Here is a 20581-nt window from a genome sequence, read left to right on the forward strand (position 1 = left end):
AGCGTGGCGTTCTCGGCCCCGACGACGCCGCCCGAGACGGGTGCGTCGAGCGCGCGGTGACCCGCGGCCTCGGCGAGCGCGTGCGCCGCGCGGGCCTCGTCGACGGCGATCGTCGAGCAGTCGATGAACAGCGCGCCCGGATTCGCCACCTCGAGCAGCCCGGCGGCTCCGTCGCCGCCCCGGTAGGCGCCTTCCACCTGCTGCCCCGTCTGGAACATCGTGATGACGACGGATGCCGCGGCCGCGGCATCCGTCCCGAAATCGGCGACGGCGAGCCCGGCCTCGCGGGCGGTCTCGACGGCATGGGGCGAGACGTCGAAGCCGACGACGTCGTGCCCGGTCGCCGCCAGATTCCTCGCCATGGGCAGGCCCATGTGGCCCAGCCCCAGGAATGCGATCCTCATCGCGGGCCTCCTCGTCCTGTCGCAGCGATCACTGCGCGAGCAGCTGTCGCCCGATGATCACGCGCATGATCTCGTTGGTCCCCTCCAGGATCTGATGAACGCGCAGATCGCGCACCACCTTCTCGATCCCGTACTCGTGGAGGTAGCCATAACCCCCGTGCAGCTGCAGCGCCTGGTTCGCGACCGCGAACCCCGCGTCGGTGGCGAAGCGCTTGGCCATCGCGCACTGCATGCTGGCGTCGGGCGCGTTCGCATCGAGGGCGGCTGCGGCATCCCGCACGAGCGCCCGCGCGGCGCGCAGCTCGGTGGCCATGTCGGCGAGCGCGAACTGGACGGCCTGCTTCTCGGCCAGCGGCTCGCCGAACGTGAACCGCTCGTGCACGTACCGCAGAGCGCGATCGAGCGCCCACTGGGCGCCGCCGAGCGAGCATGCGGCGATGTTGATGCGCCCGCCGTCGAGCGCCGACATCGCGATCTTGAAGCCATGGCCCTCGCCGCCCAGCACGCCGGCCACGGGCACGCGCACCTCGTCGAGGATGACCTGGCGAGTGGGCTGGGCGTTCCAGCCCATCTTGTGCTCGGGCGCTCCGAACGAGAGCCCTTCGGCCTCGGCCGGCACCAGGAAGGCCGTGATGCCGCGCGCCCCCGGCTCGCCGGAGCGCGCCATGACGATGTAGACGGATGCCTCGCCCGCGCCCGAGATGAACTGCTTGACGCCGGTGAGCACGTACTCGGCGCCGTCGCGGATCGCGCTCGTCGCGATCGCCGCGGCATCGGACCCGGCGCCCGGCTCGGTGAGGCAGTAGCTGCCGAAGTCGGTCATCGCGGTCAGGCGCGGCAGCCATTCGTGACGCTGGGCGTCGGTGCCGTACGTGTCGATCATCCAGACAACCATGTTGTGGATCGAGATGTACGCGGCGATCGCGGGGTCGCCCTGCGCAAGCTCTTCGAAGATCGCGGCGGCGTCGGAGCGCGAGAGTGCCGAGCCCCCGATGTCCTCGCGGACATAGACGCCGCCGAGGCCCAGCTCGCCCGCGAGACGGAGGGTGTCGCGGGGGAAGATCGACTGCGCGTCCCACTCGAGCGCGTGCGCCTCGAGCTCGGCACGAGCGAACTCGCGCACCGCGTCGAGGATCGCAGCCCGCTCATCGGCGGTGAGCGCGGGGGCGGTCGGGGTGATCGTGGACACCATTGCTCCTTCATCGATCGGGACGCCCTTGTGGAGCATCCTGATCACGGTCGTCGTGCCAGTGTTGGCACGGTGATCATTTTACCTGGACCTCCTACCAATTCCTAGGTCTTCCTGAGTGGAGACCCGGCTCCCGACCGCGGCGTTCGGCATCCGTTCACCGGCGCGACATCATCGCGGGATAGTCACGGGATGCGCCTTCGGGCGCGCCATACGTCCCCTGCCCTGAGGAAACCCGATGCCTTCGCATGCCCCTCGTCGACTCGTCGCCGCCGCGACGACGACGGCCGCCGTCTGCGCGCTCGCGCTGACGCCGTTCGCCGCCGCGTCCGCGGCGATCGTCCCCGACCCGATCGTCTACTCCGCCGACGACGCCACGCTGTCGCTCACACCGCTGGGCACGTTCGAAACCGGAGCCTTCGAAAAAGGTGCCGCCGAGATCGTCGCCGCACACGGCGACCGCCTCTTCGTCGTGAACGCGCAGGCGGGATCGGTGAGCGTGCTGGACTACTCCGCTCCGTCGGCCATCGCGAAGGAGTTCGATCTGAGCTCTGCCGGCGTCGCCAACTCGGTCGCCGTCCGCGCCGACGGCCTCGGAGTCGTCGCGTTCGAGGCGCCGGTCAAGACCGACCCCGGCACCCTTGTCTTCTTCGACGCGGCCGCGGCGGATGCCGAGTCCGCCGTCCTCGGCACCATCACGGTCGGCGCGCTGCCCGACATGGTGACGTTCTCGAAGGACGGCGCGTACGCGGTCGTCGCGAACGAGGGCGAGCCGGCCGAGGACTTCTCCGAAGACCCGGAAGGCTCGATCGCCGTCGTCGCGCTTCCGTCCACGGTCGCCGCGCCCACGCAGGACGCGGTCGAGACCGCCACCTTCCACGAGTTCGAAGCGGGCGGCGCGAAGACCCTCCACGAGGACGTGCGCGTGTTCGGACCGACGCCGCACGGCGACGACAACCCGGTGAGCCGCAACCTCGAGCCCGAGTACATCGCCGTCGACGGCGGAACGGCGTACGCGACGCTCCAGGAGGCGAATGCAGTGGCGGTCGTGGACCTCGCGACGGCCACCGTCAGCGACATCTGGCCGCTGGGCTTCAAGGACCACGGCGCTGAGGGCTACGGCCTCGACGCGAGTGACAGCGACCCGGAGGACGCGCCGACCTTCAACATCCGCACCTACCCCGGCCTCAAGGGCATGTACATGCCTGACGGCATCCAGTCCTACGAGGCGGGCGGACAGACCTACCTCGTCACCGCGAACGAGGGGGACGCGCGCGAGTGGGGCGACTACATCGACGAGTCCCGCGTGGAGGAGCTCGCCGATGACGGGCAGGGCCCCGTGTGCGAGTCTCTCTTGGATGTCATCGGCGACGCCGACCTCGGCCGCCTGAACGTCTCGAAGGAAGACGGCTTCGACCCGGAGGCCGAATGCTACTTCGAGCTCTACTCCTACGGCGGCCGGTCGTTCTCGATCTGGAGCACCGACGGCGAGCGCGTGTTCGACTCCGGTGAGTCCTTCGAGCGCATCACCCACGCCGCGGCGCCGGCCAACTTCAACTCCGACCACGGCGCGAGCGACCTCGAGTCGCGCAGCGACGCGAAGGGGCCCGAGGCCGAGAACGTCGCGATCGGCACGCTGAGCGGCCGCACCTACGCCTTCGTCGGCTTCGAGCGCGTCAGCGGCATCGCGGTGTACGACATCACCGACCCTGCGGCATCCGCCTTCGTCACGTACGTCAACAACCGCGACTTCTCGGTCTCGGCGGAGGACGACGGCGTCGCGACGGCCGGCGACCTCGGCCCCGAAGGCCTCGCGTTCATCGCGGCCGAGTCCTCGGCTACCGGCGAGCCGCTGCTCGCCGTCGGCAACGAGGTGTCGGGCACGACGACGCTGTGGGAGATCGACGATCTGCTGGCCCCCGAGACCACCGACATCCAGGTGCTGACGATCAACGACTTCCACGGTCGCATCGAGCAGAACCTGGACAACGCCGAGGCCGGCGCGGCGGTGCTCGCCGGTGCAGTCGACGCCTTCGAGGCCGAGAACCCGAACACGTTGTTCGTGTCGGCGGGCGACAACATCGGCGCATCGACGTTCACGTCGTTCATCCAGGACGACGAGCCGACCATCGACGCGCTCGTGGCGGCCGGCCTGGACCTGGGCGCCGTGGGCAATCACGAGTTCGACCAGGGCTTCGACGACCTCACCGACCGCGTGCTGCCGCGCTACGGCGACACGGACTTCGGCCTCGGCGCCAACGTGTATCTGAAGGGAACCGACACCCCGGCCCTGCCGGAGTACGCGATCGAGGAGATCGACGGCGTCCGCATCGGCTTCATCGGCACCGTCACCGAGCAGACCGCATCGATGGTCTCGCCCGCAGGCATCGCCGACATCGAGTTCGGCGACCAGCTCGAGGCGGCGAACCGCGTCGCGACCGAGCTCACCGAGCAGGACCTCGCCGATGTGATCGTGCTCCTCACGCACGAGGGCTCCGAGACGAGCGACTGCACGGCGGTTTCGGCCGACGCGACCGGGTACGGCGAACTCATCCGCGGCGCCTCGCCCGAGATCGAAGCGATCGTGTCGGGTCACACGCACCAGAAGTACTCGTGCCGAGTGCCGGTCGACGGCAGCGATGTCGAACGCCCGGTGATCCAAGCGCACCAGTACGGCACGACGCTGGGCACGCTCGACATCTCGGTCGATTCCGAGACCCGTGAACTCGTGTCGATCACGGGTGGTCTCGTGCCCCTCGTCGTGGATGGCGCGGCGGCGTTCCCCGAGGACGCCGAGGTCAAGGCGATCGTCGACGAGGCGATCGACGTCGCCGAGGAGGCGGGCTCCGTCGAGGTCGGCTCGATCACGGCCGACATCCTTCGCGGCGGCACAGCAGGATCCGACCGCGGCGTCGAGTCGGCACTCGGCAATCTGGTCGCGGACGTGTATCTGTGGGCGACCTCGAATGAGGACTATGCGGGCACGCCGGCCGAGATCGGCCTGATGAACCCGGGTGGCCTCCGTGCCGACCTGCTCTACGGCACCGACGGGACGCTCACCTATCGTGACGTCGCGAACGTGCAGCCGTTCGCCAACTCGCTGGTCACCGTCACCCTCACCGGCGAGCAGCTGAGGGCGGTGCTCGAGGAGCAGTGGCAGCCGGAAGGCGCATCACGGCCGAAGCTTCACCTCGGCGTCTCGGAAGGCTTCTCGTACGAGTACGACCCCGAGGCGGCTCGCGGTGAGCGCATCGTGTCGATGTCGCTGAACGGCGAAGAAATCGCTGCGACGGACGAGTACACGGTCGTCACCAACTCCTTCCTCGCGGGCGGCGGAGACAACTTCTTCACCTTCGCGGATGGCACGGACCGGACGGACACCGGCCAGATCGACCTCGCCGCCACCGTGCAGTACTTCGAGGCCCACTCGCCGGTCGCTCCGGCCGAGCTGGGACGCGCGGTCGTGGCGGGAGACCAGCAGCCGACGCCCTCTCCGACGCCCGTCACCGATTGGGCCACGGTCGACGTCGGCTCCGGCACCGTCGAGCAGGGCGGTTCGCTCCCGGTGAAGGTCTCGGGTCTCGAGCCGGGACAGCAGATCTCGGCCACCCTGTTCAGCGATCCGATCGTCGTGTCGGGCATCCCGGCGGCCGACGCGAGCGGCAACGTGTCGTTCACGGTGCGGATTCCCTCGAACCTGCCCGTGGGCGCGCACACGCTCGTGATCGAGTCGGCCGGTCACGAGCCGATCGAGGTCGGCGTGACCGTGGTCGCGCCCGGCCAGCTGGCCGTCACGGGTGCGCAGCTGCCGCTCGGCCTCGCCTTGGCGGCCGCCCTGCTGGTGGTGCTGGGCGGTGCGTTCCTGGTGATGCGTCGCCGCTCCGCTGCGCGCGGCTGACGCGCAGCGCCTGTCACCGAAGGGCCCCCGGATGCCGGCATCCGGGGGCCCTTCGTCCGTCAGCTCCGTCGCCGGGTCGAACCGCACGCCCCGCGGACCCGAAGGTCATCCCGGGGGCTGACGACGATGCGACCTCAGGCGGATGTCACGCCGCTCACGCTTTCGTACCGTCGAGATATGACCGCCACGACCTCGTCCACTCCTCTCGCTCGTCGAGAGACCTCGCCGAAGGCGGCGCTGCTGCTGACCGTCGCCGGGAACATCCTCGTCATCGTCATCGGGAGCCTCACGTTCGTCGGAGTGGGAGTCGCAGCTATCGCCGTGTTCGGCCCCCAGCTGATCGCGGCACTGTGACCCCACGACGCGCACGGCTACCCTGGCACCATGAGCGAACGGGCGGTGCCGATCCTCATCAGCAGAGACCTCTCCGAGACCTTGGCGTTCCTCGAGCGCCTCGGCTTCGAGAACCGCGGCGCGGCGCCGGGCGTCTGGCAGTACCTCATCGTCGGACGCGGTGAGATCGAACTGCACTACGTCGAGGACCCGTCCGTCGACCCGCTGCGCACCGCGGCCATGGCGTACGTCTACGTCGACGACGCGCAGGCGCTGTACGACGCGTGGGCGCCGCTCGTGACTGCCGCCGAAGAGACCGGAAGCCGCATCGTCGAGCCCGTCGACACCGATTACGGCGTGCGCGAGTTCGCCGTGGTCGATCCGAGCGGCAACCTCCTCCGCGTCGGCAGCCCCCTCTGACGGATCCCGCAGCCCCTGCCCCGTCCCCCGTGCACGACGTGCGGGGCGGGAGGCAGAACTCAGTACGCGAACACCGGCATGGGGATGGCCGCGCGGGAATCCTCGAACCCTGGGCCACCGGCGAACGATGCGCGGATCAGGTGCAGGCCCCGGCTCGTCAGCGGCACCTCCACAGCGACGCGGCCGTTCGCCGATGCGTCGATCGGGACGGTGGCGACCACCTCGCCGTTGTCGGTCACCGTCATGGTGCCGACCGGGGCGGAACCGTCCTCCGCCACGATGCGTCCCGCCACCGTCACGTCCGCGCCGGCCTTGACGAGGAGTCGCGTCGGCGCCGCGATCGTCCAGGTCCGCACGGGCTCTCGTTCGACGAGCACCGCCGCGGACCGCGCCGGGATCGTCACGGTCCCGGTCGCTGCGTCCCACGCCGTGGTCTTCACGACCGCGTCGGACCCGTTCGCCAGCGCCGGAGTCAGCGCGAAGCCGCGTCCGGAAAGCTCCGGGACGACCTGGGCCACCGCGTCGGGCGAGGCGTTGAACACCACCAGCGCGCCTTCGAGCTCCGCGTCGACGTCGTCGCCGACGAGGTCGTCGATCAGCATCATGACGACGCCGGGGGCGGCATCCGTCCCGCCGTCCGGGAAGGTGACCTTCTGCCCGATGAGCTCGGCAGACCCGAGCCGCAGCAGGCCCACCTCTTCGCGCACGCGCAGCAGATCGAGAGCGGATGCCTCGGCCGCCGCGATGTCGGACGCACCCGGCTTGTTCGCGGGGTCGGCCAGCAGCGGTGTGAGGTCGTCCCAGTGATCGCCGTTGTCGGCCTGGCGCGGCAGGCCGGAGCCGAACGTCGACTCCTGTCCGGTCCAGTCGATGCGGTTGAACCAGTCGCCGGAGTTGTAGCTGTTGCGGTCGAGCGACTTCGAACGCAGCAGCTCGGTTCCCGCGTGCCAGAACGACGGCGTCTGCGCGTACGCGGTGGTCGCGAGCGACAGCGTGTTCATTCTCACGCGGTCGGCCATCGGCGTGTCGGCGGGCAGCTTCAGCACGCCGTGGTCGAACAGCGTCTCGTTGTCGTGCGCATCGACGTACGTGATGATCTCGTCGGGCTGGTCGGCGTAGCCGGCCGGCGAGCCGTTGTAGTCGAACTCATCGCCCGCCTTCACGGTGCCGTCGGCCGCGGTCAGCTCGAAGTCGCGCAGGTTTCCTGCGAGCCCCAGCTTGACCAGATCGGTCTTGTGCGCGAGGTCGGCGAACGGATCGCCGGGCGCGGACTGGCCGCTGCCGTTGGGGTCGGTCGCAAGCCCCGTGCCGAACCCCTGGTAGAACTTCGATGCGCCGTCGACGGGGCTGCCGCCGTGCACGGCGTCGCGCAGCCGATCGGTGAAGGTGCCGATGCCGGTGCCGCCGAGCTGCCCCTGCGTGGCCTGCTCGAACAGGGCGTTGTTCGCGACCTCGCCGAAGTTCCAGCCCTCGCCGTAGAGGTAGATCTTCGAGCCGTCGACACCGTCCTCCTTCACGGTCAGCGCGTCGAGCGCCTCGCGGATCGCCAGCATGTTCGCCTTGGAGTGGTGCCCCATGAGGTCGAAGCGGAAGCCGTCGACCTTGTACTCGCGTGCCCACAGCACGACCGAGTCGACCATGAGCTTCTGCGCCACCTCGTGCTCGGTCGCGACGTTCTGGCAGCAGGTCGAGGTCTCGACCGCGCCGGCCGCGTCGAGCCGATGGTAGTAGCCGGGAACGACCCGGTCGAGCACGCTCTTCTCACCCTGGCCCGACTGCGCGGTGTGGTTGAACACCTGGTCGAGGACGACCTGCAGCCCCATGCCGTGCAGCGCGCCCACCATCGACCGGAACTCCGCGACGCGCGCGCCGCCCTCGGGATTCACCGCATACGAGCCCTCGGGGGTCGAGAAGTGGTACGGGTCGTAGCCCCAGTTGAAGCCGTCGGTGTCGGCGACCGCTTCGATGCAGGCCTGCTGCGCCGGGTCGGCCGCGCCGAACGAGGCGAGGTCGCAGTCCGGGACCTGCTGCTTCGAGCGGTCCTCCTCAATCGTCGCGATGTCGAAGGTCGGCAGCAAGTGCACGGTGTTGATGCCCGCGTCGGCGAGCTGCCGCAGCTGCTGCGTGCCCGCACTGTCGCGTGTGAACGCCAGATACGTTCCGCGCTCGGCCTCGGGCACCGACTCGTCGGTGATCGAGAAGTCGCGCACGTGCAGCTCGTAGATCGCGCGGTCGACGGCGCGGTCGATCGCCGGCGCCTTCTCGGTCTGCCAGACCTTCGGGCGCCACTGCTTGTCGTGGAGGTCGATCGCGACCGACCGTTCGGAGTTGATCGTGAGGGCGACCGAGTAGGGATCGGTGACGACGTTCGTCTCGATCGCGCCGGTGGCCGGCGCGTAGACGACGACCTCCCACGCGTACTCGGCGCCCTTCAGCCCCTTGCTTCCCTTGACGGTCCAGATTCCGGATGCCGCATCCCGCGCCGCCTCGTGACGCTGCGGGTCTCCGTCGGCGCCTGCCTCCCAGGTCAGCAGCGTCGCCTGCTGGGCGGTCGGAGCCCACAGCCGGAACGTCGGCTTCTTGCCCTGGAACGTCACGCCAAGCTCGGCGTCTTCGACCGCATCGGCGTACAGATCGTCGAGCACGCCCGGAATCTGAACTCCGGTGAACGCGGTGAGCGTATCGCCCGCGCCACGCTGAGCGACCATGAGCTGGCCCTGCAGGAGCGCCGCGACAGCCTCGCGGTCCACCCCGTCGACGTGCAGTGCGACGTACCCGGCGAGCGCGGGGAACCGCTGCTTCTGCGCGTCGCTGAGACCCTCGTCGATGCGCGTCAGCGCGATCGGGTCGGAGCCGCCGGCCACCTCGCGATCGGCCGAGACGGCGAGCGCGGCATCCGTCGATCCGTACAGCTGCCACGACGCGTCGCCGGCGGGTGCGCCGAGGTCGGCGGGCCAGGCGATGGTCTCGGCGTCGATCCAGTGCGCGCGCAGCTCGCCCGTGCCCGCAAGCGGCGGGTCGCTGGCCTTGACGGTCAGCACGTGCGTCTCGAGGTTGTACCGGAACGTGACGACCTTGCCGACGCTCGCGCTGAACGAGATGTTCGCGCCGCCGGGCGCGCCGCCGGCGCCGTAGTTCTCGGCCCAGCTGCGGCCATGCGCGACCTTCACCTCGTACGAGCCGGTGGGCAGGTCGTCGGTCGTGAACTGGAACACGCCGTCGCCGTCACGGTCGAACATCATGCTCGCCAGGCACTCCGGCGCCCAGTCGCCCGCGCAGCCGAGCTCGCTCTGGAACGAGCCGGGCAGGGTGATCACCGGGCCGTCCGCCGTCGAGCGGATGCTCTTGGTACGCGGGTCGAAGAAGAACGTGATCGGGCCGCCGGCGTGGTTCAGCACGAGGTTCGGTCCGTTCGGCACGCCGCCGGCGCCGTAGTTCTCGTTCCAGCTCTGCTCGGTCGCGATCTTGTACTCGTACGAACCGGCCGGGAGGTCGCCGAGCGCGAGGGTCCAGATGCCGTCGACCTCGGTCATCGCCGCGGCCGGGCACTCCGGCTGCCAGTCGCCGGGGCATCCCATCTCGGAGTTGAGGCTGCCGGGAACGCTGACCGCACCGTACTCGGTGGGCTCCTGCGGCTCGGGCTCCTCCGGCTCCTCGGGCTCCTCCTCCACGCCGAGGCTCACGCGGTTGCCGACCGACGCGTAGGTCGACGCGGCGGAGTGCCGGCCCGCGGCATCCGTCGTCACGGCGCGGTACTCGACGAGCGTGCCGTTCGCGAGCCCCTCGATCGAGTGGAAGACGCGCGGCTCGGTGTCTTCTGCGGTGCCGAGGGCGTGCCACTCGTCGCCGCCGACGACCCGCCACGCGAAGCTCGTCTCCTGCCAGGTGGCGTGGTCGACATCAGCAGCGACGCCGGCCGATCCGGTGATCCCGGCACCGGCTGCCGGCAGCTTCACGCTGATCTCGGCCGGTGCCGCGGGTGCCGTGACCGGGGCGTCGGCGCGATGGACGACGGCCGAAAGGGCCGGGACGGTGACGGATGCCGCAGCCGAGGCATCCGTCTGGATCCCGGTCGTCGTGCCGTACACCGGCGCGAACGACGTGCTCGCCGTGAGGGTCGTCAGGGCGACGGTCTTGTCGGCATCGGTGTTGTTGAGTGCGACCACGTATTCGACCTTGTCGTCGCGGTCGACGCGCGAGAACGCGTAGACCCCGGCGCCGTCATCGGCGTGCCGCTCGATCTGAGCCCCGGTCACGAGCGTCGGGTGCGCCTCGCGCAGTGCGGAGAGCTCGGCGATGCGGTCGTATACGGGGGCCGTGGTGACGTAGCGGTCGACCGAGCCGGCCGCCTCGCCCGTGATGAGGTTCTGGTTCTGGTACGAGGCGACCTGACTGGCGAACAGCGTCTGGCGTGCGTCTTTGTCGCCGCCCGTGCCTGCGAAGCCCTGCTCGTCGCCGTAGTACACGACAGGCTGGCCGCGTCCGAGGAACATCAGGTCGTGCGCCAGCAGATCGCGCTCCAGTGCGTTCGGCGCGGACTGCAGCATGTAGCCGACGCGACCCATGTCGTGGTTGCCGAGGAACGTCGGAAGCGCCGTGGCCGACGAGTCGGGCGTCGTGTACCAGTCGTCGCCCGCGTACAGGTGGTGCAGGCCCTCGGCGCTGTTGCCCGCGGCGAAGCTCACCGCCGCCGACTGGAACGTGAAGTCGAGCACCGAGTTCATGTCGGTGTCGCGCACGTACGGCGCGAGCTTGACCGGGTCGGCGTCGTACACCTCGCCGAACATGAAGAAGTCGGGCTTGCCGGCGGCGTGCGCGTAGTCGAGCACCTCCGCCGACCACTGCTCCCAGAACTCGAAGTTCACGTGCTTGGCGGTGTCGATGCGGAATCCGTCGATGCCGAGGTCGATCCAGTCCTGGTACACGTCGACGAAGCCGTTCACGACGGTCGGGTGCTCTGTCATGAGGTCGTCGAGCCCGTCGAAGTCGCCGTAGGTCACCGACTCGCCGGCCCACGTCGAGTTGCCGCGGTTGTGGTACAGCGTCGGGTCATTCAGCCACGCCGGGGTCTTGGCTGTCGCGTCTTCGGCCGTCAGCTCGGGTGTGTACGGGAACGACGTCGCAGCGTCGAGCGCCGGGAAGTCCGCCGTGCCGGCATACGTCGCGGGATCGAACGCGGTGCCGTTCGCGTCGCGGTACGGGTCGGTCGCCTTGTCGATGTAGGAGTACTGGTCCTCGGCGTAGTCGATGACGTCGGCGGTGTGGTTCGTGATGATGTCGAAGTACACCTTGATGCCGTCGGCGTGCGCTTCGGCGATCAGCGCCTCGAGCTCTTCGTTGGTGCCGAGGTGCGGGTCGATCTGCGTGAAGTCGGTGATCCAGTAGCCGTGGTAGCCGGCGCTGGCGTTCGCGCCCTCGCCCTGCACCGGGCGGTTCTTGAAGCTCGGCGTCAGCCAGATCGCGCTCGTGCCGAGCCCCTTGATGTAGTCGAGGTTCGAACGCAGCCCCGCGATGTCGCCGCCGTGGTAGAAGCCCTTGTCGGTCGGGTCGAAGCCATGCGCCAGCCGGTCGCCGTCGATGCCCCCGGTGTCGTTGGAGGTGTCGCCGTTGGCGAAGCGGTCGGTCATGACGAAGTAGAACTGCTCCTGGCTGCCGGGCTGGCGCACCGGCGCGGCGACGAGTGCGTCGTCTTCGGCGGAGTAGCCGGCGCGGAGCGTCTCGACCTCGACCCCGACGCGCTTGAGCGTGTCGTCGAACAGGAAGCGCAGGGTCGCCGGGCCCGCGATGGTCAGCGGGATGTTGTCGCCGCCGCCGTCCAGGCCGTACGACTCGTCCCACCCGTCGTCGACCGCGACCTTGTACTCCCAGGTGCCCGCGGGCACCTCGAACTCGGCGGCGTAGAGGTTCTCGGTGCCGGTCGGCTGCAGCTCGGTCTGAGCGCACTCCGGCTGCCAGTCGCCCGGGCAGCCGAGCTCGGACTGAAGGCTGCCCACGAGCGCGAATGTGCGATCCGCGGCGGCGGCGGGGGCGGTGGCGACCACCCCGCCGGTGAGCATCAGGGCTGCGGCGGCAAGGCTCGCGGCGATCCGGCGGACACGTGGGGATGTCGTCTTCGACACGGTGGCTCCAGGGGTGGCGCGGTGGCACGGCGACGTGCCGATGGGGCTGTGTGTCGCCGACACTAGCGCGCGGGCGGCCCGGGTTGCAAGCGCTTACATTGTGAGAATGGTTTCATCGAGCGGATGCCGGAGGACGAGGCATCCGTCGGTGAATCGTTTCCGCAACCGCTTGCAGGGCGCCGGTCATCGAGCGAGGAAGCGAGCGACCGAGGCGTAGTGCGAGCCCGCAAACGGCGGTACGTGTCCGAGCACGTCTGCTGCCGAGTTTCAAGCGGTGCCGCGGTCACCGGCCTCGTGGGATGCCGGTCGACGAACCGGCACCCCACGATCGGAGCGGCTGCTAGACGTTCCTCAGCCGACGGCTCCGGACGAGCAGCAGCGCCGCGCCTGCGGCCAGGAGGGCGAACCCGAGGCCGCCGACTCCCCAGCCGATGGTCGACCCGGTGACGGCCAGGGGCTCGGTGGACGCGGGCGCGGGTGCCGCCACGTCGGTGATCCGCGCGGTGGAGGGCCCGGAGGTGACCGGGTCCCCTCCCGGCGGCGTCACGGTGACGGTGGCGGTGTTCACCAGCGCCCGGCCGGTGAGGTCCGCCGCCACGACCGTGTAGGTCGCCGTGCACACGATCGTCTGCCCGGGCGCCAGGGCGGCCGGGTTCGAAGGGCAGACGGGGGTGGGGGCTGATCCGGCGCCGGTGAATCCGCGCTCGTCGACCGTCGGATCGGCGAGGGTGGTGTTGCCGGTGTTCGTGACCTCGAACGAGTAGCGGATCACCTGCCCCGCGTGCGTGATCTTCTGCGCATCAGCGGTCTTCACCACGGACGCGCCCGGGTTCGGTGCCTCCGGGACGGTCACCGTCGACGGCTCGGACGGCACCGGTGTGGTCGATCCTGGCGGCGTGCCTTCGGCCGTGCCCGTGTTCGTGATGGACCCTGCATCGATGTCGTCCTGAGTGACGGTGTACGAGGTGGTGCAGACCACCTGCTCGCCCGGCGGCAGGGATGCCGCCGCTGCGGGGCACGTCGGAGTGGAAAGCGTCCCCGACCCGGTGAACGTGCCCTCGGCGATGGCGATGTCGGACATGGTCACGTTGCCGGTGTTGGTGACGACGAAGGAGTACGTGATCGTCTCACCCGCGCGGAAGCCCGCCGGAGCGGCCGGACTGGCCGACTTGACCACGGTCAGGCCCGGCTGCTGATCGACCGTGACGGTGCTGGTCGAGGGCCCGGACGGTACCGCGACTGTGGAGCCTGGCGGGGTGCCCGTCGCCGTGGCGGTGTTCGTCAGTGCTCCGGCGTCCACGTCGGCCTGGGTCACCGCGTAGGTGAGGGTGCAGGTCATCTCGGCTCCGGGTGCCAGGCTGGGCTGCGGGCACACCGCCGAAGGCACTGTTCCCGTGCCCGAGAAGGATGTCTCGTCGATGGCTATGTCCGACATCGTGACGTTTCCGCTGTTCACCACCAGGAACGAGTACGTCACTTCCTGACCGGCCGCGGTGATGCTCGACGTGTCCGCCGTCTTCGCCACCGTCAGACCGGGTGCCTGCGTGGCGCTGACCGTCGCGCTGGACGGATCGGATACCGGTGCCGTCACGCCCGCCGGCGGGCGCGCGGTCGCCGTCGCGGTGTTCGTGATCGTCCCCGCGTCGATGTCCGCCTGCGTCGCCGTGTACGAGGCGGTGCACGTGACGGAGGCGGTCGGCGCGAACGCCCCGGTCGGGCACGTGACCGATGGCGACCCACCGGTACCGCTGAAGGCGACTTCTTCGACACTCGCATCGACGAGCGTCACAGATCCCGTGTTCGTGACGAGGAAGGAGTACTCCACGGTGTCGCCGGCTGCGTCGACGGTCGTCGGCGTGGCTGACTTGACCACCGTGAGCGCCGCCGTGCGATCGGTGTCGAACGTCGTCGTCGACGGGTCGGACGGCACCGTCGTCGTCGATCCCGGGGGTGTGCCCGTCGCCGTCGCCGAGTTCGTCACCTCGCCTGAGTCGACGTCCGCCTGCGTGAGCGTGTATGACGCCGTGCAGGTCGTCTCCTCGGTCGGTTCGAGGGTCGTGTCAGGGCAAGTGATGGCGCCCAGCGTGCCGGTCCCCGAGAAGGCGCCCTCCTCGACGGCGATGCCGTCCATCGTGACGTTTCCGGTGTTGGTCACCAGGAACGAGTAGGTCACGTCATCGCCGGCCACGCCTGTGCCGGAGACGGAGGCGGACTTCACGACGCTCAGGGCGGCGTCGGGAGCGATCGACACCACCGCAGACGATGCGCTCGAGACCGGGTCGGTCCCGTTCGACGCGGTCGCCGTGGCCGTGGCCGTGTTGGTCACGATGCCGGCATCCACATCAGCCTGCGTGAGGCTGTACGTCGCCGTGCAGGTCACAGTCTGGCCGGGTGCGAAGGCCTCAGCCGGGCATGTGGCTGCCGGAGTGGTTCCGGTACCCGAGAAGGCCGTCTCGGTGATAACGGATGCCGACAGCGTGACGTTGCCCGTGTTGGTCACCGCGAACGAGTAGGTGATCGTGTCACCGGCCACCGATGCCGCGGCCGGGGTGGCCGACTTGACCAGGCGGATCGCAGGCGCCGGATCCGCGGGGATGGTCACTTCCGACGGGGGCGAGGTCACCGTGCTCGACCCGGGCGGGGTGCCGGTCGCCGAGGCGGAGTTCGTGACCGAGCCGGCGTCGATGTCCTCCTGTGTCAGCGTGTACGTCGAGGTGCAGATCATCTGTCCGCCGACCGGCACCGCGTCCGCGCCCGGAGGGCAGTCGAGCGGCGACAGGTCCCCGGTGCCCGAGAACTCCGAGTCGTCGATGCTGACATCCGACACCGGCACGTTGCCGGTGTTCGTCACGACGAACGTGTAGGTGACCACCTGGCCGGCGGTGAACGCCGCCGCATCCGACGGAGACGCGGACTTCACGATCGAGAGTCCGGGTGCAGCAGACGTCGTCGGCGTGTGCGTGGTCGACGCGGCCGATGTGATCGTGCCGATGCCCGTCACCACGCCCGCGGCGGTCGCCGAGTTGTCCACCCCGCCCGCGGTCACATCGGCTGCGGTGATCGTGTACACGGCGTCGGCGACGCACGTCTGGGTCGCGCCGGGGGCGAGGACGCTGTCCGGGCAGGTGACGTCGCCGACCTTCGGATCGCTGACCTCGACGTCGGAGACCGGGACGTCGCCGCTGTTGCTCACGGTGAAGGTGTACCGGATGGTGTCACCGGCATCGGTGATGCCGTTCACGTTCACGTCCGCGGGTGCGGCGTGCTTCACGACCGACAGCTCGGGATCGACCACCGTGACGCGATAGTCCTCCACTTCGCCGCCGAGGACGTTGCCGGTGGGCAGCGGATCGGAGACGACGGTGCCGAACACGCGGAAGCGTGCATACGTGTCGACCGTCACCGTTCCGGCGGGGAAGTCGAGCGTGTACTCGGCCGTTCCGGAGTCGGCCGGCACCGCGACGGTGGCTCGCTCGGAGCTCTCGAACTGCCCATCGCCGTCGAGGTCGACCCAGCCCGCGAGAGTCACATCCTGACCCGAGGTGTTCGTCACCGAGACGGCCACGCTCGACGCCGCGCCCTGAGCGATCAGGAACGGTGCAGCGAGTCCGTCCTCGCTGTCGCCGTCCGCGGCGACGTTCGGCTGAGCATCGGCCTCGACATCGACGGCCGCGCCGAGCATCACCGGCGCGCTGCCGGCGTTCGGGTCGTGATCCGAGACGACATGCCGTGCACCGTCGCTCGCCGCCGTCGTGCCGTAGCTGTCGGGCGCATCGCCGAAGTCCTGGCACGGTCCGCCGCCCGTGAAGGTGAAGTTGTCGATGAACAGCCCGGTGTTGGATGCGGCCGGCGCAGTCACATTCTGCAGTCGGATCGTCGCCGACGTGCCCGTCGCGACGAACGCGTGCGTGTACGTCGCCCAGGTGACGGTGTACGCCCTCGTCTCGGGTACCCCGGCGGTGCCGTTCGCCACGGCGTTGACCGACGGCGAGAGCGAAGCGAGAGAGGTGAATCCACCACCTTGATCGAGCAGCACAGACCCGCGAGAGGCTGACGCCTGAAGGCCGCTGTAGTCGATCGAGAAGGTGTACTCGGTTCCGGGGACGAGCCCCGTGAAGGTCTGCTGAAGCGTGGCTGGAGCGGTCCCCCAGAGGTCGATGCTCTGGTCGCCGTCGCTGGCGTTGTTGTAGTACCGGAGATGGTCGATGGTGCCGGCAACCGTGGCCCATCCGCTGATCGTGCCCTGCCCGGTGCGGAACATGTTGTAGCCGTCGACGTAGGCATCTCCCGGCACGGGGTTCTCCGGGTCTTGGATGTTCGGCGATTCGAACGATCCGTTGCTGGCGATGCTGCACTCGGCGGCCGAGCCGGGAGCCGCCTCCGCTCGGGGCGCCGCCACGACGCCGCCCAGCGCGAGGCCGGAGGCCACCAGCAGCCCGGTCAGGACGGTCGCCACGAGTCGTGATGGTCGACGGATCGCCGACGTCTGAGACGCGTCGGGCATGAAAATTCGGGTGCTCATCGGCACGGATCCCCCCGGAGAGAACGGCGGGAGGCGTCAGCGACACTCCGCACGAATACTCAGCTAACCGCGGGCCGCACGGCTCGTGCCGTAATTCACCCCCGGCTTCACCCATCCACGGCCCGGCGAGTGGATCTCCGTTCGCAAGCAGCTGTCGAGACGCGGGGCTACAGTCTCTCGATGATGGTGGCGTTGGCCATGCCGCCGCCCTCGCACATCGTCTGGAGGCCGTAGCGGCCGGCGGTCGCCTCGAGGTGGGCGACGAGCGTGCCGAGCAGGCGCGTGCCCGACGCGCCCACCGCGTGCCCGAGCGCGATCGCGCCGCCCCAGGGATTGAGCTTCGCCGGGTCGGCGTCGAGCTCCTTCAGCCACGCCAGCGGCACCGATGCGAAGGCCTCGTTCACCTCGTACGCGTCGAGGTCGTCGATCGACAGGCCGCTGCGCTCGAGGATGCGCCGGGTCGCGGGGATGGGTCCCGTCAGCATCATGATCGGGTCGTCGCCGACGACCGCGAACGAGTGAAATCGTGCCCTCGGCGTCAACCCGAGCTCGGCTGCCTTCTCCTCGCTCATGATCAGGGCTGCGGATGCCGCATCCGTGAGGGGCGAGGAATTGCCCGCGGTGATGCGCCAGTCCAGGTCGGGGAAGCGCGCCGCGAGGTCGTCTGTGCGGAACGCCGGGTTCAGGCCGGAGAGTCCCTCGACGGTCGTGCCGGCCCGGACCGTCTCGTCGAACGCCACTGCGTCGGCCCCGTCCGCGAGCACGGGAAGCACCTGCGAATCGAACGCGCCGCCGGCCCAGGCATCCGCCGCCCGCCGGTGCGACTCGGCCGAGAACGCATCGAGCTCCTCGCGGCCCAAGCCCCACCGCTGCGCGATGAGCTCGGCCGAGACACCCTGGTTCACGAGCCCGTCGGGGTAGCGCGCGCGGATGCCCGGCGCGGTCGACCCGCCGTGCCGCGACGACCCCAGCGGTACGCGGCTCATCGACTCGACACCGGCGGCGATCACGATGTCGTAGGCGCCCGCGATCACGCCCTGCGCCGCGAAGTGCGCGGCCTGCTGGCTCGACCCGCACTGCCGGTCGATCGTGACGGCGGGAACCGTCTCGTCGAACCCGGCGGCGAGGACGGACTGTCGCGCGATGTTCATGGCCTGGTCGCCGATCTGACTGACGCACCCCATGAGCACGTCGTCGATCTGCGTCGACTCGAGTCCGTTGCGCTCGAGGAGGCCCGTGAGCACCCCCGCGGCGAGGTCGACGGGATGCACGCCGCTCAGCGCTCCCCCGGGCTTGCCTCGCCCGGACGGGGTGCGGACGATGTCGACGATGACGGCTTCGGGCATGGAGCCTCCTTGTGCACAAGCCTAAGACCGGTACGGATGCCGAGGCCCGGCCCGTTCGAGGGTCACAACACGCGGCATCCCCACGCCGACCCCGCGTGTTGCGCCACCCGGACGCTCGCGCCGAAGGCGCCCGAACCTTTCGAGTGGCGCGACACGCGGCATGCTGACGCCGACCCCGCGTGTTGCGCCACTCGAAGGAGGCGGGCCTCTAGGTCACGCGGCACCGGAGGCGCGGCGGGTCTCCAGCGCGTCGATGAGCGGGTAGAGCCAGTCCTCGAGCATCTCGAAGCCGCTCGGATCGAGAGTGTGGACGCTTCTCACGCCGACCTGACGACGACATACGAGCCCGGCATCACGGAGGATGCCCAGGTGGCGGGACGCCGCGAAGCGCGAGATCTCCACTCGAGTCGCAAGCTCGGCGATCGTGAACCCCTCGCACGCGCTGACCGCATGCTCGGTCGCGATCTCGCGGACCAGTCGCAGCCGATCCTCGTTGGCGAGCGCCCGGATGATCACGGCGAGTGGCTCGGCGACGGTCAGGCGGGGCGAACTCATCGAACGCCACCCGACGTGATCGGGTCCGCACCGAACCCGCTGGCATAGGACTCGAAGCGACGGACCTCTTCGACCAGTCCGCGACAGCGATCGAGGAACTCGTAGGCCTCGGGCGTCGGTTTGATCGACCGCCCGTCGGGAACGAACAGACGCACCCCGAGTCGCTTCTGCAGCCACCCCATCTGCCGTGACACGGCGGCGGCGGAGTAACCCCGCAGCTTCGCTGCCGACACCACCGAGCCGCAGTCCATCACCGCGACGAAGGTCTTGAGGACGTTCACGTTCGCGATCATCGGGCCGCTCCCCCACCCGCGAAGGCATCGATACGCGGACCCGCGGGTCCGCCGGCGAGTTCGCAGATCGCCGCGCTCTCGCGATCGAGCTGCGCGCGATAGTCGTCGTCGGCGAGCAGAGCCTTGGTCGCCGCCACGGCCTCACGCCCCGCTCCGCGGGCACGCTCAACGACCTCGGCGACGGAGTCGTCGAGCGCGGCCGCAGGAGCTGTGCGGGCGACGAGCCCCCACTCGCGTGCTGTGACGGCATCCACGCGCAGCCCGCCGAGCAGGAACGCGCGGGCGCGCGCGGCCCCCACGACCTTCGGAAGGAGCGCCGTCACACCGCAGTCCGGCGAGAGACCCAGCGCACCGTACGCGGCCGTGAACGTCGCCGACTCTGCGGCGACCGCGATGTCGGCCGCGAGCACGAGACCGAGTCCACCCCCTGCGACCGGCCCGTGCACGCGTGCGATCACCGGCACCGGCAGTTCGCGGATCGCAGCGAGCGCCGCATGCACATCCCTGGTGAGCGCGCGGAGATACCCCGCGGCGTCGCCGGACGCCGCCATCTGCCTGACATCACCGCCCGCGCTGAACGCCCGCCCTTCGCCCGCGATCACGAGCACATCGACATCGGCTCGCGCGACGCTCTCGGCCGCCGCACGCAGACGTGCGGCGAGATCCAGGTCGAAGGCGTTCAGACTGTCGGGCCGGCGGAGCGTCAGCGTCGCGACGCCGTCCGCCGAGTCGAGGGTGACAGACGTCACGGCTGGCCGCCGTCGACGGTCAGCATGGAGCCGGTCGTGTACGAAGAGGCGTCGCTGCCGAGATAGAGGGCCGCGCCCACGATCTCTTCGGGCTGGCCCCCTCGCCGAGCAGCGAACGTCTCGGCACGGCGCGCGAAGGCAGCCATATCCCAGGACTTCGAGATGTCCGTGAGGAACGTGCCGGCGACGATCGTGTTGACCCGCACGACGGGCGCGAAGGTATGCGCGAGGCCGACCGTCATCGCGTTGAGTCCGGCCTTGGCCATCGCATAGGGCAGGTTATGCGCGCGAGCCCGCAGCGACGCAGCGCTGGAGATGTTGATGATCGACCCGGATCCTGCGGCGTGCATGCGCTCGCCGACGAGCGCCGAGAGCCGGAACGGGCCCTTGAGGTTCACGTCGATCACCTTGTCGAAGAGCGCCTCGGTGACTGAGCCGATCGAGTCGTACAGTGGCGACATGCCGGCGTTGTTGACGAGGACGTCGATGCGCCCGAAGTGCCTCCACACCGTGTCGACCAGAGCAGGCAGCTCATCCCACCTGCCGACGTGCGCACCGAGGCCGAGGGTCGCGCGGCCCGAGTCGGCGGCGATCTCTTCAGCGGCGGACGCGCAGGCGGCACCGTCGCGGCTCGCGATGGCGACGTCGGCGCCGAACGTCGCGAATGCCCGGGCCATCGCCAGCCCGAGCCCTCTGCTCCCTCCCGTGACGAGCGCGACCTTGCCGGTCATGTCGAACGTGTTCGCCATGGAA

General features: G+C 69.8%; 12 protein-coding genes. 3 read left to right on the top strand and 9 right to left on the bottom strand.

What is annotated here, in order from left to right:
- Together EIO58_RS02330 and EIO58_RS02335 are read right to left on the bottom strand one after the other, a co-directional pair.
- Nucleotides 1–404 (bottom strand): NAD(P)-dependent oxidoreductase (locus EIO58_RS02330; RefSeq protein WP_164861499.1); only part of this gene is annotated, 404 nt, incomplete at its 3' end.
- A 28-nt stretch (nt 405–432) separates the two neighbouring features.
- Nucleotides 433–1584 (bottom strand): acyl-CoA dehydrogenase family protein, encoded by a 1152-nt coding sequence (locus EIO58_RS02335; protein ID WP_446723857.1) that lies wholly within the window; start codon nt 1582–1584, stop codon nt 433–435.
- 247 nt (nt 1585–1831) lie between these two features.
- Between EIO58_RS02335 and EIO58_RS02340 the strand changes: the two genes are divergently transcribed.
- From EIO58_RS02340 to EIO58_RS02345, 3 genes are all read left to right on the top strand, one after another.
- Complete coding sequence (locus EIO58_RS02340; RefSeq protein WP_127818090.1) at nt 1832–5491, top strand: choice-of-anchor I family protein; 3660 nt, start codon at nt 1832–1834, stop codon at nt 5489–5491.
- 177 nt (nt 5492–5668) lie between these two features.
- Entirely contained in the window at nt 5669–5845 is a 177-nt protein-coding gene (locus tag EIO58_RS18615; protein WP_164861500.1) for a hypothetical protein, read from the top strand.
- Between the two features lie 30 nt (nt 5846–5875).
- Nucleotides 5876–6244 (top strand): bleomycin resistance protein, encoded by a 369-nt coding sequence (locus tag EIO58_RS02345; RefSeq protein WP_127818091.1) that lies wholly within the window; start codon nt 5876–5878, stop codon nt 6242–6244.
- A 59-nt stretch (nt 6245–6303) separates the two neighbouring features.
- Here the strand turns inward: EIO58_RS02345 and pulA are convergent, their stop codons facing one another.
- The 7 genes from pulA to EIO58_RS02380 all read right to left on the bottom strand — a co-directional run bounded on the left by pulA (nt 6304) and on the right by EIO58_RS02380 (nt 20577).
- Nucleotides 6304–12363 (bottom strand): pullulanase-type alpha-1,6-glucosidase, encoded by a 6060-nt coding sequence (gene pulA / locus EIO58_RS02350; RefSeq protein WP_127818092.1) that lies wholly within the window; start codon nt 12361–12363, stop codon nt 6304–6306.
- A gap of 340 nt (nt 12364–12703) precedes the next feature.
- Entirely contained in the window at nt 12704–16885 is a 4182-nt protein-coding gene (locus EIO58_RS02355; protein WP_127818093.1) for a DUF7507 domain-containing protein, read from the bottom strand.
- Between the two features lie 167 nt (nt 16886–17052).
- Nucleotides 17053–18231: a thiolase family protein gene (locus EIO58_RS02360; protein WP_127818094.1), complete on the bottom strand. Its 1179-nt coding sequence runs from the start codon at nt 18229–18231 to the stop codon at nt 17053–17055.
- Between the two features lie 213 nt (nt 18232–18444).
- Nucleotides 18445–18786 (bottom strand): ArsR/SmtB family transcription factor, encoded by a 342-nt coding sequence (locus tag EIO58_RS02365; RefSeq protein WP_127818095.1) that lies wholly within the window; start codon nt 18784–18786, stop codon nt 18445–18447.
- On the bottom strand, nt 18783–19079 hold the full coding sequence (locus tag EIO58_RS02370) for a LysR family transcriptional regulator (protein ID WP_127818096.1): 297 nt from the start codon (nt 19077–19079) through the stop codon (nt 18783–18785). The genes EIO58_RS02365 and EIO58_RS02370 overlap by 4 nt, the downstream gene beginning before the upstream one ends.
- Nucleotides 19076–19828 (bottom strand): enoyl-CoA hydratase/isomerase family protein, encoded by a 753-nt coding sequence (locus tag EIO58_RS02375; RefSeq protein WP_127818097.1) that lies wholly within the window; start codon nt 19826–19828, stop codon nt 19076–19078. Before EIO58_RS02375 ends, EIO58_RS02370 begins: the two co-directional genes overlap by 4 nt.
- Complete coding sequence (locus EIO58_RS02380) at nt 19825–20577, bottom strand: SDR family NAD(P)-dependent oxidoreductase (protein ID WP_127818098.1); 753 nt, start codon at nt 20575–20577, stop codon at nt 19825–19827. The genes EIO58_RS02375 and EIO58_RS02380 overlap by 4 nt, the downstream gene beginning before the upstream one ends.
- Nucleotides 20578–20581: the final 4 nt, after the last annotated feature.

The sequence above is a fragment of the Microbacterium sp. CPCC 204701 genome (assembly GCF_004010105.1).
GTDB lineage: Bacteria > Actinomycetota > Actinomycetes > Actinomycetales > Microbacteriaceae > Microbacterium.

Excerpts from the sequence above, each read along its gene's own strand:
- EIO58_RS02380 (WP_127818098.1), bottom strand. The coding sequence starts at position 20,577 with ATGGCGAACACGTTCGACATGACCGGCAAGGTCGCGCTCGTCACGGGA.
- EIO58_RS18615 (WP_164861500.1), top strand. The coding sequence starts at position 5,669 with ATGACCGCCACGACCTCGTCCACTCCTCTCGCTCGTCGAGAGACCTCG.
- EIO58_RS02360 (WP_127818094.1), bottom strand. The coding sequence starts at position 18,231 with ATGCCCGAAGCCGTCATCGTCGACATCGTCCGCACCCCGTCCGGGCGA.
- EIO58_RS02370 (WP_127818096.1), bottom strand. The coding sequence starts at position 19,079 with ATGATCGCGAACGTGAACGTCCTCAAGACCTTCGTCGCGGTGATGGAC.
- EIO58_RS02340 (WP_127818090.1), top strand. The coding sequence starts at position 1,832 with ATGCCTTCGCATGCCCCTCGTCGACTCGTCGCCGCCGCGACGACGACG.
- EIO58_RS02355 (WP_127818093.1), bottom strand. The coding sequence starts at position 16,885 with ATGAGCACCCGAATTTTCATGCCCGACGCGTCTCAGACGTCGGCGATC.
- EIO58_RS02345 (WP_127818091.1), top strand. The coding sequence starts at position 5,876 with ATGAGCGAACGGGCGGTGCCGATCCTCATCAGCAGAGACCTCTCCGAG.
- EIO58_RS02365 (WP_127818095.1), bottom strand. The coding sequence starts at position 18,786 with ATGAGTTCGCCCCGCCTGACCGTCGCCGAGCCACTCGCCGTGATCATC.